This window comes from Bradyrhizobium zhengyangense (genome assembly GCF_022012555.1).
Classification (GTDB): Bacteria; Pseudomonadota; Alphaproteobacteria; order Rhizobiales; family Xanthobacteraceae; genus Bradyrhizobium; species Bradyrhizobium zhengyangense.
Map to the genome: position 1 here is coordinate 12534 of NZ_JAKLTZ010000013.1, position 16852 is coordinate 29385.

Below are 16852 nucleotides of genomic sequence, written 5' to 3' on the forward strand. Positions count from 1 at the left end.
CGCGACAAAATTGCGTAGCAATTTTGCGCTGATGCGACGAAGCAATCCAGACTGCTTCCACGGAGAGACTCTGGATTGCTTCGCTGCGCTCGCAATGACGGGGTGAGTGGGTAGGGACACCTCACGCACGCCCCCATGATGCCATTATGCCGGTGTTTTGCCCGACGGCGCAAGCAATTTTTCGGCAAAATCGAATATCTCGCGCTTTTTCAACCCCATGTCTACTGTGCATGGGGTTGTTCTTAGGACTTCACCTCCGTCGCGGCCACCGCCTTCGGTGCCTTCTTCGAGGCGCGCCAGTTCTCGAACCGCTGCACCACCACGAAGAAGGCCGGCACGAACAGCACGGCCAGGCAGGTCGAGGCCAGCATGCCCGAGAACACGGTGATGCCGATCGACTTGCGCGCGCTGGCGCCGGCGCCGGTCGCGATCACCAGCGGCACCACGCCGAGGATGAAGGCGAACGATGTCATCAGGATCGGGCGGAAGCGGGCGCGCGCCGCCTCGATCGCGGATTCGATGACCGGCTTGCCGTCGCGGCCGTGCAGCTCGAGCCCGACCTCGACGATCAGGATCGCGTTCTTGGCCGACAGCGCGATCAAGAGGATCAGGCCGATCTGGCAATAGAGGTTGTTGTCGATCTTGAGGCCCGAGAGGATCAGCATCGGCCCGAGCAGCGACAGCGGCACGGCGAGGATCACCGAGATCGGCGCGTACCAGCTCTCATACTGGCCGGCGAGCACGAGATAGACCAGCAGCATGGCAAGGCCGAACACCCAGTAGATCTGGTTGGAGACCGCCTTCTCCTGGTAGGACATCGCGGTCCATTCGAAACCGGTGCCCGGCGGCAGCGTCTTGTCGCCAATCTCCTCCATCAGCTCCAGCGCCTGGCCAGACGAATAGCCCTGCGCCGGCAGGCCGACGATGGTCGAGGACGGATAGAGATTGTAGAGGCTGATCAGCGAGGGCCCCGTCACAGGCGTGATGGTGGCGACGGTGCCGATCGGGATCATGTCGCCGTTCTGGTTGCGCACCTGCATGTTGGCGATGTCGCGCTCGGTGACGCGGAAGGCCGGATCGGCCTGGGTGTAGACCTGGAACACGCGGCCGAACTTGTTGAACTGGTTGACGAAGGACGAGCCGAGATAGGTCGACAGCGCCGAGAACACGGCATCCGTCGTGACGTGCAGCGTCTGGGTCTTGACGCGGTCGATCTCGACATTGAATTGCGGCACCGCCGAGCGGAACGAGGACGAGACGCGCTGCAGCGCGCTCTGGCTCTGGGCGTTGGAGACCATCGCGCCGGTGATGGCCTGCAGCTTGGCGAAATCGCTGTTGCCGTCACGGAGTTCGACCTGCATCGAGAAGCCGGCCGCATTGCCGATGCCCTGGATCGGCGGCGGCGGCAGCACCAGCGTGCGCGCTTCCATGATGTTGGCGACCTTGTCATTGAGGCCATAGACCAGCGAGCGCAGATCCTCGCCTTTGCCGCGTGCCGACCAGTCCTTCAGGATGATGTAGGCGACGCCCGCATTGGCAAGGCTCGCGCTGTTGTCGAGGGCGGAGATGCCGGCGATGGTGATGACCTGCTGGACGCCGGGCGTGTCCTTGATGAGGTCGGCTGCCTTGTCGAGCACCTTCTGGGTTCGCTCCAGCGAGGCGCCATCGGGCAGCTGCACGGCTGCGATCAAATAGCCCTGGTCCTCGATCGGCAGGAAGCCGGTCGGCACCCGCGACAGGCCGTAGCCGCTGAGCCCGATCACAAGGAGTGCGAACGCGACAGAGATCGTTGCGTGCTTCACCAAAAACGTGATCAGCCGCGTGTAGCCCCGCTCGACCCTGTCATAGACGGCGTTGAAGCCGCGGTAGAAGAAGTTGCGTTGCTCCGGCGGCACCGTCGGTCGCAGCCACAGCGCGCATTGCGTCGGCTTCAAGGTGGCCGCGTTGATGGCGGACAACAGCGCGGTTGCCGCAATCACCAGCGCGAACTGCGAATAGATCCGCCCGGTGAGGCCGGCGAGGAACGAAGCGGGCAGGAACACCGAGATCAGCACCAGGGTGATGCCGACGATCGGCGCGAACAGCTGGTCCATCGCCCTGATCGCGGCGTCGTGCCCGTTCATGCCCTGCTCGATATTGTGGGCGGCGCCTTCCACCACGACGATAGCATCGTCGACGACGATGCCGATCGCGAGCACGATCGCAAACAGCGTCGACATGTTGATGGTGAAGCCGAGAGCCGCCATCGCGGCAAAGGCGCCGATGATGGTGACAGGCACCGTGGTCGCCGGCACCAGCATCGCGCGCCAGTCCTGCAGGAACACGAGGATCACGACCAGCACGAGGAGGCCGGCCTCGATCAGGGTCATGTAGACCTCATGCACCGAGGCATTGACGAATTTGGTGGTGTCGAATGGCGTGTCGTACTTGATGCCTTCCGGAAAGCGCTTGGCGAGCTCGACCATCTTCTTCTCGACGGCCTGTTCGACTTGAAGCGCGTTGGCGCCGGGCGACTGGAACACGCCGATGCCGGTGGCGGGCTGCCTGTTGAGGGAGAAGATCTGGCTGTAGGTCTGCGCGCCGAGCTCGACCCAGCCGACGTCGCGCACGCGCGTGACGTCGCCGCTTGTGCCCGTCTTGACGATGATGTTCTCGAACTGGCCGGTGTCGTCGAGCCGGCCGTTGACGTTGAGCGTGTACTGGAACGCCTGTCCCGGCGGCGTCGGCGGCGCGCCGACCTGTCCGGCCGAGACCTGCTGGCTCTGCTGCTGGATCGCCTGGATGACATCCTGCGGCACGAGCCCGCGCGCCTGCAGCTTGTTCGGATCGAGCCAGATCCGCATCGAATACTGGCCGGCGCCGAACACCGTGACGTTGCCGACGCCGGGCAGGCGGGACAGCTCGTCGCGGATGTTGATGGTGGCGTAGTTGCTGAGGTAAAGGCTGTCGAACCGAGAATCCGGCGAGGTCAGCGTCACGAACAGCAGGATCGACGTCGATTTTTTCTGGACGGTAACGCCCTGGTTCTGCACCGACTGCGGCAGCTGCGACAGCGCGCTGGAGACGCGGTTCTGCACCAGCACCTGCGCGAAGTTCAGATCCGTTCCGATCTTGAAGGTCACGGTCAGCGTGTAGGTGCCGTCGGAGCCGCTGTAGGACTGCATGTAGAGCATGTCCTCGACGCCGTTGACCTGCTGCTCGATCGGCAGCGCGACGGTGTCGATCACGGTCTTGGCGCTGGCGCCGGGATAGCGGGTCGTCACCTGCACTGTCGGCGGAACCACATCAGGATATTGCGCGATCGCGAGGTTGAACAGCGCCACGCCGCCGATCAGGATCATCAGGAGCGCGATGACGTTCGAGAGGACCGGCCGCTCGATGAAGAATTTGGAGATCATGGGCCGGCGCTCCTACTTGGCAGACGCCTGCGGCTGCTCGATCTTGGTCTGTTGCGGGTCGATCTTCTGGCCCGGGATCACGCGCAGCAGCCCCGAAATGACCACGCGGTCCTCGGGCTGCAGGCCGCTCTCGATGACGCGCAGGCCATTGTCGGTCGGGCCGATCTGCACCTTGCGCTGTTCGACGACGTTGTCCTTGTTGGCCACCAGCAGATAGCGGCCGCCCTGGTCGCTGCCGAGCGCGGTGTCGGGGACGAGCAGGGCGTTCTTGTCCTGGTCGAAGGGGACGCGGACCCGGACGAAATAGCCGGGGAGCAGCACCCGCTTGTCGTTGGGGACGACGCCGCGCACGGCGAGCGTGCCGGTCGATGTGTTGAGGGTCGGCGCGACATAGTCGAGCTTGCCCTCATGCGGATAGCCGGTCTCGGTCTGGAGGCCGACCTCGATCGGAAATTGCTTGAGGTCGGCGGGGGTCAGTCCGCGGCGTTGCGCCTCGGCGCGAATGCGCAGCACGTCTTGCTCGTTGACGGTGAAGTTGACCCAGATCGGGTCCATGGCAACAATGGTCGCAAGCTGCGTCGGGGAGGAGGCGCCGACGAGCTCCCCGATCGAGACCAGATGCGCGCTGACGATGCCGTCGAAAGGCGCGCTCACTTTAGTGTAGCTGTAGTTGAGCTCCGCGATCCTGGTGTTGGCCTGGGCCTGCTGGAGGTTGGCCTGGGCGTTGTCGCGAGTCGATGTCGAGGTGTCGAGCGTCGCCTGCGAGACTGCCTGGCGCTGCACGAGGTCGACCTGCCGCTTGTAGTCGGCCTCAGCCTGCTTGAGCGAGGCCTGCGCGCCGGCCTCGGCTGCCTGTGCCTGCTCCAGCTTCAGCTTGTAGGTCTCGGGCTCGATCGTGAACAGCTGGGTGCCTTGCTTGACGAAGGTGCCATCGGTGTAGTCGATCGTTTGCAGAAAACCCTGCACGCGCGCGACGAGATCGACGCTCTTGATCGGCGCGGTGTTGCCGGTGGCCTCGACATAGCGCGTGACGGGGCGCTGTATGGGCGTGGCGACGTCCACCTTCGGCGGCGGCGGCGCCACGTAGGCGTTCTTGTCCTCGCAGCCGGCCAACGCAATCACGGCCGCCGAGGCGGCCAGGGCCCGCCCGATATGTCTCCACGCGCGATGAAATCTTGCGGGAAGAGCGGGATTCGCTGAGGTCATTCGGTGGTCCCCGATGATTGTCTGTCGGTGCGGCAGGCTACCAACAAATGCCCAGCCGTGGAACACCATAGCCATGGTAGTCACAGCCCTTGCACTGCAAACAGCGGCGAGGCCTTTGACAGTTCTGCCATGACAAATCGCTTTTCACCGAGCGCATGATCGACCAGAATTATGTCAAAGGCCGCACGCTTAGGCGCGAGGACCGACTTCAGGCAATCGGGCGACACAAGAGGAAACGCAAGGAGACAATGACATGCCAACGCCATTCTGGTCGGCCTGCGCGGTCCTTGCTCTTGCCGCTGTGGTCGCTGTGCCCGCGCTAGCCGATGGCCTGAAAGACGAGATCGCGCCGACCGGCAAGCTGCGGGTCGCGATCGCGATCAGCCCGGCGGGTGGAGCGTTCTGGTCGACCAAGACCGAAGCCGGCTATGCCGGCGTGCCCGTCGATCTCGGCAAGGAGATGGCCGCGCAGCTCGGTGTGCCCGTCGACTACGTCGCATACCAGAATTCCGGACAGATCACCGATGCGGCTGGCAAGGGTGCCTGGGACGTCACCTGGTTGCCGAAAGATCCCGAGCGCGAGATCCGGATGATGTTCGGTCCGATCTACGAGGTCGCGGACGCCACATACATCGTCAAGGCGGGTTCGGCGGTCACCAATTTCGCCACGCTCGACCAACCCGGCATCAAGGTAGCAGCGGTCAACGCGACGACGACGATGCGCGGCGCTGTTGCGCATCTGAAGAATGCGAAGGTCACGGGTTATCAGACCTACGACGAAATCTTCGGCCTTCTGAAGAGCGGCGTGATCGATGCCTTCGCGCTATCGCGCGACCAGCTCAACAAGATGGCGCAAAAGCTCCCGGGGACAAAGGTGCTGGACGAGACGTTCAAGAAGACGGTCACCGCCGTTGCCGTCCCGCTCGGCCATAGCCAGGCTCTGGCGTTCGCCACCAAATTCATGAACGAGGCGGTGACGAACGGCACCCTGCGCAAGGCCTACGATAATAACGGGCTGAAGGACACGCCGATCCGCACCGAATAGGCCCGGCCACATTGGATTTCGACCCGGCGCCTCGTTGTTGGACCTTGGATTACAACTGCCAAATCTTTCCTGGTCCCGTCCGCTTTTTTGTCCCAGTTCCTACCCGACGCGTCTCTTGCGTCAAACTGACACAGCTCTGTCACTCGTGATCGTTAGGGTCGCCCGTCACTCCTTCGGGGCACAAAAATGAAAACCAGATTTTTGACGACGGCTGCGATTTTCGCGGCCGCGACGACACTTGCGTGCAGCATTCCGGTGTTCGCCGACGACTTCGACCGGGATCACGATGGCGATCATCGCCATCCGCATCACATCCATACGGAAACGCCGATCAAGCATCTCGTGATCATCTTCAACGAGAACCGCTCCTTCGACCATTATTTCGCGACTTATCCGAATGCGGCCAATCCGTCGGGCTCGATTCCCTTTGTGCCAAAGCCGCATACGCCGAAGGTCAACAACCTCGTCAACGCCAATCTCCTGGTGAACAATCCGAACACCAATCCGGCCAACGGCACCGGCGCAACCGATCCGTTCCGGCTCGATCGCACCCAGGCCAATACGCGCTCGCAGAATCACGCCTATACGCCCGAGCAGCAGGCCGTCGACAACGGCAAGGAAGACCTGTTCCCGAAATTCACCGGCCGCGGCACCGCCGGCGGCGCCGGCGCATTCGGCACCAACGGGCAGGTGATGGGATATTTCGACGGCAACACCACCACGGCTCTCTGGAACTACGCCCAGCATTTCGCCATGAGCGACAATGCCTGGACTGACACGTTTGGCCCGTCGACCCCGGGTGCGCTCGAAGTGGTCGCGGGTCAGACCAACGGTGCCGTGAACATCGTCGGCACGTCGACGCAGACCGTTCCCGATGGTCAGGGCGGCTTGACTCTGATCGGCGACACCGATCCCGGCAACGACGTCTGCTCGAGCACGACCAGCACGGTCCTGATGAATGGCAAGAACATCGGCGATCTGCTCAATGACGAGCACATCAGCTGGGGCAGCTTCATGGGCGGCTTCGATCTGACGCTCAAGAACGCCAACGGTACGACTGGTTGTGCCCGCAGCACCTTGACCACCGTCGTGGGCGCCGCCACTGCGGATTACATCCCGCACCACGCCTGGTTTCAGTACTACAAGTCGACCGCCAACTGGACTCATGCGCGGCCGAGCTCGGTGCACGCGATCGGTCATACCTATGCGGATGTCCACAAGACCCTCGATCCGGCCAACCACGCCTACGATCTCGAGGACTTCTTTGCTGCGGTGAAGGCGGGTCATCTCCCGGCCGTCTCCTACATCAAGATGCCGGCCTATCAGGACGGTCATGCCGGATATTCCGACCCGCTCGACGAGCAGGCCGGCAATGTCGAGTTGATCAACTTCCTGCAGAAGCAGCCGGAATGGCGCGAGACTGCCGTCATCATCACCTATGACGACTCCGACGGCTGGTACGACCACCAATACCTCACGCCGAAGAGCGCCTCCTATGATCCGACTGCCGATCAGGTCAACGGTCCGGGCCTGTGCGGCCTCGGCTCGGCCAAGCAGCCGGCACCGAACGGCCTCAACGGCAAGCCGGTGAACGGTCGCTGCGGTCCGGGCACCCGCATTCCCTTCATCGTGGTCTCGCCCTACGCCAAGACCAACCACGTGAGCCGCACTTACATCTCGCAGGCTTCCGTCGTGCGGTTCATCGAGGATAACTGGCTGCATGGCAAGCGTCTGGGTGGCGGCTCGTTCGATGCGACCTCGGGATCGATCATGGACCTGTTCGACTTCGATCAGGATCATAGCCACGACTTCCGCAACGACGCGCTGTTCCTCGATCCGACCGCCGGCACGGTCATCGTCAGCCCGCCGGACGAACACCACCACCACTAGTCTGACGGGACGTCAGAATGAACCGCCGCACTTTGTGGCTCCTCGGCGCCGGCCTGCTCTCGCTGGCCGGCGCCGTCATTGCGGCCGAGCCGCATGGACCGGCCGAGGCGACACCATCGGGCCTCAACCCGAATCCGGTTCATCTCTACCGCCCTCCTGTCGAGCCGCTCTCAGCGATGGCGCAGCTCGGCAAGGCGATTTTCTTCGACGCATCGTTGTCCTCGTCCGGCGCGCTGTCCTGTGCATCCTGCCACAGCCCGGACCACGCTTACGGCCCGCCCAATGACGGTCCGGTGATGCTCGGCGGCGCCAACCTGTCGCGGCAAGGCGCACGCGCCGTTCCGTCGCTGACCTATCTGGAGCGCCACCCGAATTTCAGCATCGGCCCCGAAAAAGCCGACGACGACAACGTGGTTGATCTCGCGCAGATGGCGGCGCTCGGCCAGAGTGCCGTGCGCACGACCAAGACCGCGGGCGGTACCGGCGCGTCGGCGAACATTGTGCCGCAAGGGGGGCTGTTCTGGGACGGTCGCGCCGACACGTTGCAGGAGCAGGCGCTCTTCCCGCTGCTCGATCCCAACGAGATGGACGGCGGTAGTGTCGAGATCGTGGCCGACAAGCTGCGCAACGCGCCTTACGCCCAGCGCTTCGTCGAGTTGTTCGGCGCCGGCGTGATGAGAAATCAGCGGCTGCTGATTGCGGAGGCGATGTTCGCCGTCGCGCGTTATCAGGTGGAAGAGCAGAGCTTCCATCCGTACAGCAGCAAGTATGATGACTGGCTCGAGGGCAAGACGCGGCTCTCTGAGAGTGAGTTGCGTGGCCTGCAATTGTTCAACGATCCCGACAAGGCGAATTGTGCCGGTTGCCACTCCTCGGCGCCGTCCCGCGATGGCCTGCCGCCGCTCTTCACCGATCACCAATACGAGGTGCTCGGCGCGCCGCGCAATGCCGCGCTGGCCGGCAACGGGGATCCCGGCTATTTCGACCTCGGTGTCTGCGGCCCGCATCGCACAGATATGGCCGAGCAGACGCAATATTGCGGCATGTTCCTGACGCCGACGTTGCGCAACACCGCGACACGTCGCGCCTTCTTCCATAATGGCGTCTTCAAGACACTCGAGCAGGTGCTCGATTTCTACAATTTCCGCGACACAAATCCGGAGAAGGTATTTCCGCGCGCTGTCGACGGCACAGTGCGGAAATATGATGACCTGCCTGAAAGATATCACGCCAATGTCGATGTCACCGATCCGCCCTTCGATCGCCATCTCGGCGACAAGCCGGCGATGACAGAGCAGGACGAGGCCGACATCATCGCGTTCCTGAAAACGCTGACGGACGGCTACAAGGTGGAGAACTAGCGCTCTTCCCGATGGCGCGACTATAATCCCGGTGATCTCGCCGCCCAAGCCTTGGTGGCCTGGCAGCTTTCCATTGCTCGGGCGTAGGCAGGGCGTGCCGTCGTGCGGGCGAGATAGTCCCGCTCGACCGGACCGGGGACGTAGTTGCCCGTTCGCAGGCCGAGCAGGAGGGCGTAGCTCACCGAGATATCGGCCGCAGTGAATCGGTCGCCGGCCAGATAGGGGCAATCTGCGAGGCGGCGGATGACCAACCCCAGCCGGGTCTCGAAGGTTTCGGCTGCCCAGCGGGTCACCCGGGCATTTCGCTCGGCTTCGGGCGCCAGGTTGCGACCGACAAGGACTGTATTCATCGGCCCTGCGAGCCCGGCCTCGCCCATATGGAGAAATTGCAGATAGGCCGCGAAGGCGGGATCATCAGGGGCGACGGCAAGCGAAGCCGAGCCGTGGCGGGCGAGCAGATATTCAAGAATCGCAATCGATTCGACCATGATCGTCTCGCCGTCCTGCAGTGCGGGAATGAAGCCGGCGGGGTTGATGGCGAGGAAATCGCGATCGTTCTCGACTGCGAGCAGATCGACCGGGCGCAGCCGATAAGCCAATCCTAGTTCCTCAAGCAGCCAAACAACACGGAAGCCACGACCTTCGCCATAGACGGTGAGCATGGTTGAACGTTCCTGGATTGGGCTGGATATACTAGCTCGCAGACGACCTAGCGGGGTCTGATCTCCGCATATTTCACCATAGCCTTGTCGAACTTCCGCTTGAACAGCCACATCGCGCCCAAGATCTCGCGGAAGCTGGCCGAGCTTCGCGCCCGGTCGACTTTGCCGAAGGCGAAGATACTGTTGTTACGTAGGTGTTTCATGATGGTGGGATTGGACACCCTATAGTTCAACAGGTCGCCCGACTTCAATGCGGACCGCGTCGGTGTCGGGATGATCTGGATCAGCTCGAACAGCTTCATCTGCTCGATCGGATCGGGCAGCGTCTTCACGATCGCTGGGATTTCGGCAAATAGCTCCGCATGCGCGTTCATCAGGCCGTTGCGGACGTTGGTCCAATGATTGAAGCGGCGGTCGGTGCCGCGGGATCGCGCCTCTTCCTTGTCGTCGCGCGCGTTCAATGCGGGATCGGCGGCCGCGATCGTGCCCTTGATCGCCTCCCATTTGCGCTGGCCGTTGCGGTCCTCGGACGGGCCGGTCTGCAGGCTGCCCATATATGTGTTCGAGCGTGCGTTGCGGACGTTTTGCTTGCCGTTGGTCTCGGCATAGAAGAGCCCCAGGCTGATGCGGCCCGCGGCCTCGGCGTCAGCGGGTGCGAGCCCTTTGGCGCGTGCAATCGCGGCGCCGAGATCAACGACGTCCTTGAACGGTGTCGGCGAATTCTGAGCGCTCGCGGGTGGCGCCTCCATGATCTCGAAGACGTCGGCATATTCGTCGACCAGCGGCTCGATCGCGGCGTCGAAATAGGCCGGGGGGATCCCGAACTTGTTCGGCTTGCCGATCCGCGACGGCATGGCGTCGGTCAGATCCTTATAGGTGCTGATGACCGCGACGCGCGCAAGATAGAGCGCCTGGCCCGGCAGGTTCGGCAGTGGCTGCTTCGTCTCGATCTGGTGGCGCCGCTCGGCCAGGATCGACTTGAAATCGCCGAGCGCGTGCTCGTAGGCGGCGAGCGCCTCCGACTGCGCCGGCGTCGGTGCTTGCGCCTGGCTCGCGATGGGTGTCGCGAGGATCAGCCCAAGCACCGCCACGGCTGTCGCGGCGTGACATCGTCGTCCCATGGCGGGTTCCCATGCGCAGGAGATTCGTCGGCCATGGGATCGTAAACGTCAAACCCGCGTTCTGGCGAGCCCGCAAATCGGGCCCTCCGATCTCATCCCGCCGCCTGGTACGCCGGCGCAGACGTCAGGAATTTGGCATAGGCATCAGCGTCGGGCGGCAGGAAATGTCCCTTGAGCCCGCCGCGCCTCTGCGTCTTTGCCCCGATGTCGGCCATCAGCTCGTCGAAATGGCGGTAGTGATAGGGCGCAACGCACAGGCCGCCATAGACGCCGGCGGCCGGCCGCTCCACGCGCTTGAAGTGCAGCATCATCTCGATGTTGTCGCGCATCTCTCGCTCCGTCGGCTGCCGCGCCAGTTGCCCGTCGGCATAGCGCACCAGCCAGTTGGCGGCGAGATCGGCGCAGAGCACGGTGCAGAAGGACGAATTGAAGCCGACGAAGCCGAGGTCGGGCAAATCGGGGTTGGCGATCAGGCGATAGAGCCGATACTGCCCATCCGCGTCGACCAGCTTCTGCTGATAGGCCTCGGGGAGGAAGGGCACGCCGAGCTTGTAGCCGATCGCGAGCACGGCGACATCGGCACCGATGCGCTCGCCGCCGCTCATCACGATGCTGTCGCCGTCATAATGATCGAACGTGCCGAACACCGCCTTGATCCGGCCATCGGCGATCATTGGGTAGAAGCCCGGCGTTGCGATCGGCACCGAGCAGTTGACGCCATCCTCGATCCGTTCTTTCGGCACCATCCTGCACTTGTTCAGCTTGAGCTGCGCCTTCAACAGGCTCTCGAGCCCGCGCCAGTTCGCCCAGATCAGCGGGGCGGCGAGACGGTACCCGAGCCGTGACATCGCACCGATGCCCCAGCCCGGAAACATCTCCTCCTGCGCGCGGATGTAGAGGATGCGCTTGAAGTTCACGAGCCCGCCGATGAAATAGGGGATGCGCCAGACCGGCTCGCGCATCACGATGGTGACCTCGCGCGCGCCTGATTTCACCGCGTTCACGGCAATGTCGGTCGCCGATTTCGAGCCGCCGAGCACGACGACGCGGCGGCCTTTCGCCAGCGCGGGATCGCCGTATTTCGACGAGTGCAGGATTTTCCCGCCCCGTGCCAGAAAGCCGTCCTCGCCCGGGCAATGCAGTTCGCGCGGCTCGTTGAACTGCCCGGTGCAAACAGCGACGAAATCGAAGTCCTCGCTGGTGGTAGCAGCATCCTTGCCCGATAGCGCGAGCGTCCAACCCGGTCGGCCTTCGGCGCGCCGCACCATGCCGGAAACCGACGTATTGAGGCGCAGCATGCGGTCGAGACCGAAACTTTTCGCATAGTCGGCGAGATAAGCATGGACCTGCGGCCCGGTCGGCCATTCCGGATAGGCTTCCGGCATGGCGCGATCGGTGTAGCGGTAGAGATCCTTGGGGCTTTGCGTCTGCACCTCCGGATAGGAGCGCGCCGGCTCCCAGACGCCGCCGAGATCGGCACTGCGTTCGACGATGATGACGCGGTGGCCGCGGGCTGAGAAGGCTTTCGCTGTGGCGAGGCCGGAGACGCCGGCGCCGATCACGCAGACATGCTTGGGGCTGACCATGGGATGGCTCGCAATCGATGTGTTTTGCGCGCGAGCAACTTCGTTCGGCCGCAAGGTGTGGCCGGCGGAGCTGCAAGCAGATGAAAGCGGACGTGAAGGCGGGCGCCTAGTCGTTGGCCTCGGGCGGCAGGAAGTCGACCTCGTGTAGCGCCGAGATGCGCACGACCTCGGCCGGGTCAGTCAGATTGTGGAGCTGGTTGAACAGCGCCTCCAGCTTCTGCATCGGCGAGACCCAGAACAGCGCGCGACACGGCTTGTCGGACTTGTTGAAATAGCCGTGCGGGATGCCGCGGGGCATGCGCACGAGGTCGCCGGCATGGGCCTTGACCCAGACGCCGTCGAGCTTGAGGTCGAGCGTGCCTTCCTGCACCAGGATGAATTCGTCCTGGGTCGGGTGGATGTGCACCGGCACGAACTGGCCGGGATCGCTGTTGGTTTCGAAGGCGAAGGTGGAGTCGGTGACGGCCTTGGGGAAGTAGACCTGGCCAAGGATGTTCCAGGTTTTCCCGCCATAGCCCGTGCCGTTCGCGGTAATGCCCTTTTCGAGTGCAGTCATGGCTCGCCTCCTGTTGGATACCGGCAAGGGTGGAGCTTCAGCCACGCGCAGGCACCTGTCTATCCGCTAAACGAATCCGGCACGGCTGTTGCCATGCAGCACGATGATTTTGCGACACGGCCCTTTTCGCACCCCGGGAACTATTATAGGCTTAAAGCAATTCCGCGACGCGAAGCGTGGTCGATGATGTCCGCAGCCGTGCTGGAAATGAGCGCCAGGCCACCCGCAACCGAACGGCTTGCGGCCTTCGCCCGCGTCACCACTGATGATGTCGATGAAGCGGCCGAGCAGATCGGTCGCATCTTCTGCCCGCATGATCTGAAGCCGGCGCAAGCCCGCGCTTCCGGATTTTCGGCCCGGCACAATTGCGCCGCGTTCGACGGCTTTTCCATCAACTACGTGGCCTATGGTGGGACCGTCAGCATCGATCCCGGCTGTCTCGATCGCTTCTTCCTTGTCCAGATCCCGCTCACGGGAAGCGCCCATATTCATGCTGGTGCCAGCGGATTCGACGCCGCGCCTGGCAAGACTGCCTCGCTGCTGTCGCCGACCATCGCGACGCAGATGACGTGGCGTGACTGTGCGCAAGCGATCTTGCTGCTCGATCGCCGCATGGTGGAGCAGCGTGCCGCGGCGCTGTCGGGCAGGGCGGCCGCTGCGGTCGAGTTCGATCCCGTGATCGACCTGGGCGGGCCCTCGGGCCGCCATCTGCAAGCCAGCCTGGCCGAGCTGATGATGCTTGCCGAACGGCTGGGGCCGTCCGGCAGGCTTTCACCGCTGGCGATGGCTGATTGGCGCGAGTTGCTGCTCGATCATCTGCTCAATGGCCAGCGGCATGGCCTGTCGGATTCGATCACAACGTTCTCGGGTCAAGCCGAGCGTCTGCCGCGCGCGCTTCGCGCTGCGCGGGACTATCTTGCGGACAATGCCGGCGAGCCGCTCGATCTTGCGCAGCTGGCCTGTGTGTCCGGCATCGGCATCCGTGCGCTTCAACTCGGCTTCCGCCGTCACTTCGGGATGTCGATCTCGGAGATGCTGCTCGATATCAGGCTCGCCGGTCTTCACACCCGGCTCGCGCAGGCGTCGCCGGATGCATCCATCACCGACATCGCCTTCGATCTCGGCTTCACCCATCTCGGCCGCATGGCCGGAGCCTATCGCGAAAAATTCGGCGAGACTCCGTCGGCAAGGCTGCGGCGGCGGATGAGCTAGCGAGAGGTGCCGGGTGATCTATTTTCGTGATCGCGTGGCGCTGTCTTCGGCGGCCTGCCTGCGCAAGAACCCCTCGACGTCAGCCTGCACCGAATAAGGTCTCGGGATCGCATCGCCCACGGCATCGACGGCGGTGTCGAGCGAGCGGCGCAGCATGCGTGCGAGCTCGGCCTTGCGGTAGGGCTTTGTCAGGAGTGGCGCGCCCGTGGTGGCGCTTCCCGGCGCGTGCTGGGCCTCCTGGGCATAGCCTGAGGTGAACAGCACCCGCAGCGAGGGCCGTGCAGCCACCATCTGGTCCGCAAGCTCGCGACCGTTGATGCCGCCGGCCATCACGATGTCGGTGAACAGCAGGTCGAACGGCGTGCCGCTGGCCGCAATTGCAAGGGCTTCGGTCGCGCTGGCGGCGGGAATGACCTTGTAGCCCAGGCTTTCGAGCTGGACAGTGACGTATTGGCGGACGTCGCGGTCGTCCTCGACGCAGAGAATGGTCTCCGTTCCGCCCACGACCTTGCGCGCGTCATAGCTTGCGGGACGCAATGCGCTGGTCTCTGCCTTCGGCAGATAGATCGTGAAGGTCGTGCCGCGGCCTTCCTCGGATTTGACCTTGATGCCGCCACCGGACTGCTTGACGAAGCCGAACACCATGCTGAGCCCGAGACCGGTGCCTTTGCCGACCTCCTTGGTCGAGAAGAACGGATCGAAGATCCGCTCGACGTGCGCCTGCGAAATCCCCGTGCCGGTATCGGTGATCTCGATCTCGACATAGTCGCCGGCGTAGCCGGCGCCGACCGCAACGGCCTCGCGCACGCCGAACACCACATTGCGCGTCGTCAGCGTCAGGCGGCCACCCTCCGGCATCGCATCGCGGGCGTTGATCGCGAGATTGAGCAGCGCCGCGCTGAGCTGCCCGCGGTCGGCGTAGGCGAGCCAAATATTGCCGTCGAGCTTCCTGATGATCTCGATCTTCTTGTCGAACGTCGCCAGCAGCAGCTTGGAGAGCTCTTCGAGCAAATCGTTGACGTCGATCTCGGCCGGCTGCAGCGCCTGCTTGCGCGCAAACGACAGCAGGCTCGAGGTCAGCGCGGCGCCGCGGTCGGCGGCCTCGCTGATCAGCTTGGTGATGGTGGCGAGCGGCGGATTGTCCTTCACGGCCTCGGCCAGGATCTCGATCGTGCCCGTGATGACAGTGAGCATGTTGTTGAACTCGTGCGCGATGCCGCCGGTGAGCTGGCCGACCGCCTCCATCTTCTGGGACTGGATCAGCTGCTCCTCGGCTGCGCGCCTCTGCGTCACGTCCTTGACGAAAACGTTGATGACGGTGCGGTCGCCAATGCGGAGCGCGGTGCTCGACGCCTCGATCAGGATCTCGTCGCCGGTCCGGTGCAGGATGGTCGCCTCGAAACGAATGCCGATCGGCGTATCGGACAGTTCCGGCAGGATGCGCATCATGCGCTGCCGGAACCCGGCGCGGAGCGGCTCGGCGACGAGCAACTCGACGACGTCGGCGCCGAGGGCTTCCGTCCGCGACCAGCCGGTCAGGGCCTCGGCCTGCAGGCTCCACTCCAGGACAATGCCGGTTTCGTCGGTCTGCACGAAGGCGTCGAGCGCGGTCCTGATGACGGCTTGCGTCATCTGCGCGCTGTCCGCGCGCGCCTGTGCCTGCTCGGCCAGTTGGTCGGTGTCGCTTTTCTGCTGTGACTTCGCGATGCTGCGCGCGCAGATGTGCGCGAGCAGCACCGCAACGGCGCCGCTCGCAAGCAGGGCAATAATCTGAGCAGCGCCGAAGCCGTTGCCGGCCATCGCATGCGCCACGAAGAGAGCCACGGCGGTCACGACGGCCTGCGCGGCCATCGCAAGAGTCAGAAGCCCCCTGAGTTTCATGCTCTCACACCACCGACGTCTGCCGCGGACCCCCAAGGGGCCGCCACCGGGCCTGCCAAGGGGTCTCCAAGTCCGCCCTGTCAAAGGAGTCCGGCTCCCTGTGAGCTACAGACTCCCTGCGGCGGCGTCGAGGGCATTTTCCGGCGGTATGGGGCGCGGGCCTGCTTCAGCCGGCCGGCGGATCGGTCTGGCGTAGCGTCGTGACCCAGATCACGCGCGCCGCCTGCTGGGTCGGGTTGTCGAACATGTGCGGCACGACGCTCGGAAAGCGAAAGCTGTCGCCGGCTTCCAGCACATGGGCCTGGTTGTCGAGCCAGAGCCGCAGGCTGCCGGAGAGGACGTAGCCCGCCTTCTCGCCGATATGCTGGAGGAAGTCGGTCCCTGAGGAGGCGCCGGGATTGAGCGTGAGCTCGTAGAGCTCCATCTGACCCTTGCCTTCCGGCGTCAGCGCCTCCTTGACGACGCCGCTCGCGGTGAGGCGCAGCAGGCGGCGGTTGTTCTTGCGCACGATGTAGCGCTGCACATCAGCGGGATCGCTGGTCTCGAAGAAATAGGAGATCGGCACGTCGAGCGCGATCGAGAGCAGGCGCAGCGTGCGGATCGAGGGCATCGCGCGTGCGCGTTCGAGCTGGCTGATCATGCCATTGGAGAGACCGGTCTTGTTGGCGACGTCCTGGATCGAGAGACCGGCGCGCTGGCGCAGCAGCCGCACGGTCTCGCCGAGACGCGCATCGATCGCATCATCGGTCCCAACCGCCGGGGCGTCCTTCGGGCGATCAGTTTCGCCGCGACCATCCATGTCGCTCTCTCCAAGCATTCCCGCGCTGCCGGCATGGCCGGCTGCGATGTGAAAAGGTCGCGCATCCTAGCAATGCGATTGACAGCTGTATTTAGTCATGATGAAATTTTGGCTGAAAAATTTAGAAGCACTAAA

General features: G+C 63.8%; 12 protein-coding genes. 4 read left to right on the forward strand and 8 right to left on the reverse strand.

Annotated elements, in window-relative coordinates; translation table 11 throughout:
- Positions 1-242 precede the first annotated feature (242 nt).
- On the reverse strand, positions 243-3398 hold the full coding sequence (locus L6639_RS33090; RefSeq protein WP_237865806.1) for an efflux RND transporter permease subunit: 3156 nt from the start codon (positions 3396-3398) through the stop codon (positions 243-245).
- A 12-nt stretch (positions 3399-3410) separates the two neighbouring features.
- Positions 3411-4604 carry an efflux RND transporter periplasmic adaptor subunit gene (locus tag L6639_RS33095; RefSeq protein ID WP_237865807.1) on the reverse strand — a complete coding sequence of 398 codons (1194 nt, stop codon included), beginning with the start codon at positions 4602-4604 and terminating at the stop codon, positions 3411-3413.
- 253 nt (positions 4605-4857) lie between these two features.
- Here L6639_RS33095 and L6639_RS33100 point away from each other — a divergent pair, with 253 nt between their 5' ends.
- The 3 genes from L6639_RS33100 (at position 4858) to L6639_RS33110 (ending at position 8900) form a co-directional block, all read left to right on the forward strand.
- Positions 4858-5649 (forward strand): transporter substrate-binding domain-containing protein, encoded by a 792-nt coding sequence (locus tag L6639_RS33100; protein WP_237865808.1) that lies wholly within the window; start codon positions 4858-4860, stop codon positions 5647-5649.
- A gap of 186 nt (positions 5650-5835) precedes the next feature.
- Positions 5836-7539: a phospholipase C gene (locus tag L6639_RS33105; protein ID WP_237865809.1), complete on the forward strand. Its 1704-nt coding sequence runs from the start codon at positions 5836-5838 to the stop codon at positions 7537-7539.
- Between the two features lie 17 nt (positions 7540-7556).
- Positions 7557-8900 (forward strand): cytochrome-c peroxidase, encoded by a 1344-nt coding sequence (locus L6639_RS33110; protein ID WP_237865810.1) that lies wholly within the window; start codon positions 7557-7559, stop codon positions 8898-8900.
- Between the two features lie 20 nt (positions 8901-8920).
- Here the strand turns inward: L6639_RS33110 and L6639_RS33115 are convergent, their stop codons facing one another.
- The 4 genes from L6639_RS33115 to L6639_RS33130 all read right to left on the reverse strand — a co-directional run bounded on the left by L6639_RS33115 (position 8921) and on the right by L6639_RS33130 (position 12825).
- Positions 8921-9562, reverse strand: coding sequence for a glutathione S-transferase family protein (locus tag L6639_RS33115; RefSeq protein ID WP_237865811.1), 642 nt, complete (start codon positions 9560-9562; stop codon positions 8921-8923).
- A 47-nt stretch (positions 9563-9609) separates the two neighbouring features.
- The gene (locus L6639_RS33120; RefSeq protein WP_237865812.1) at positions 9610-10683 is read right to left on the reverse strand and encodes a hypothetical protein; all 1074 of its coding nucleotides are present in this window, start codon (positions 10681-10683) and stop codon (positions 9610-9612) included.
- 92 nt (positions 10684-10775) lie between these two features.
- Entirely contained in the window at positions 10776-12269 is a 1494-nt protein-coding gene (locus tag L6639_RS33125) for a flavin-containing monooxygenase (RefSeq protein ID WP_237865813.1), read from the reverse strand.
- A 106-nt stretch (positions 12270-12375) separates the two neighbouring features.
- Positions 12376-12825 carry a cupin domain-containing protein gene (locus L6639_RS33130; protein ID WP_194479904.1) on the reverse strand — a complete coding sequence of 150 codons (450 nt, stop codon included), beginning with the start codon at positions 12823-12825 and terminating at the stop codon, positions 12376-12378.
- A gap of 186 nt (positions 12826-13011) precedes the next feature.
- Between L6639_RS33130 and L6639_RS33135 the strand changes: the two genes are divergently transcribed.
- Positions 13012-14037 (forward strand): AraC family transcriptional regulator, encoded by a 1026-nt coding sequence (locus L6639_RS33135; protein ID WP_237865938.1) that lies wholly within the window; start codon positions 13012-13014, stop codon positions 14035-14037.
- Positions 14038-14055: 18 nt separating this feature from the next.
- On the opposite strand, the gene L6639_RS33140 is transcribed toward L6639_RS33135, so the two are convergent.
- Together L6639_RS33140 and L6639_RS33145 are read right to left on the reverse strand one after the other, a co-directional pair.
- Positions 14056-15918, reverse strand: coding sequence for an ATP-binding protein (locus tag L6639_RS33140; protein WP_237865814.1), 1863 nt, complete (start codon positions 15916-15918; stop codon positions 14056-14058).
- Positions 15919-16084: 166 nt separating this feature from the next.
- Positions 16085-16717: a helix-turn-helix domain-containing protein gene (locus L6639_RS33145; RefSeq protein WP_237865815.1), complete on the reverse strand. Its 633-nt coding sequence runs from the start codon at positions 16715-16717 to the stop codon at positions 16085-16087.
- Positions 16718-16852 lie beyond the last annotated feature (135 nt).

Coding starts and splice junctions, on each gene's coding strand:
- L6639_RS33090 (WP_237865806.1), bottom strand. CDS start 3,398: ATGATCTCCAAATTCTTCATCGAGCGGCCGGTCCTCTCGAACGTCATC.
- L6639_RS33095 (WP_237865807.1), bottom strand. CDS start 4,604: ATGACCTCAGCGAATCCCGCTCTTCCCGCAAGATTTCATCGCGCGTGG.
- L6639_RS33100 (WP_237865808.1), top strand. CDS start 4,858: ATGCCAACGCCATTCTGGTCGGCCTGCGCGGTCCTTGCTCTTGCCGCT.
- L6639_RS33105 (WP_237865809.1), top strand. CDS start 5,836: ATGAAAACCAGATTTTTGACGACGGCTGCGATTTTCGCGGCCGCGACG.
- L6639_RS33110 (WP_237865810.1), top strand. CDS start 7,557: ATGAACCGCCGCACTTTGTGGCTCCTCGGCGCCGGCCTGCTCTCGCTG.
- L6639_RS33115 (WP_237865811.1), bottom strand. CDS start 9,562: ATGCTCACCGTCTATGGCGAAGGTCGTGGCTTCCGTGTTGTTTGGCTG.
- L6639_RS33120 (WP_237865812.1), bottom strand. CDS start 10,683: ATGGGACGACGATGTCACGCCGCGACAGCCGTGGCGGTGCTTGGGCTG.
- L6639_RS33125 (WP_237865813.1), bottom strand. CDS start 12,269: ATGGTCAGCCCCAAGCATGTCTGCGTGATCGGCGCCGGCGTCTCCGGC.
- L6639_RS33130 (WP_194479904.1), bottom strand. CDS start 12,825: ATGACTGCACTCGAAAAGGGCATTACCGCGAACGGCACGGGCTATGGC.
- L6639_RS33135 (WP_237865938.1), top strand. CDS start 13,012: ATGTCCGCAGCCGTGCTGGAAATGAGCGCCAGGCCACCCGCAACCGAA.
- L6639_RS33140 (WP_237865814.1), bottom strand. CDS start 15,918: ATGAAACTCAGGGGGCTTCTGACTCTTGCGATGGCCGCGCAGGCCGTC.
- L6639_RS33145 (WP_237865815.1), bottom strand. CDS start 16,717: ATGGATGGTCGCGGCGAAACTGATCGCCCGAAGGACGCCCCGGCGGTT.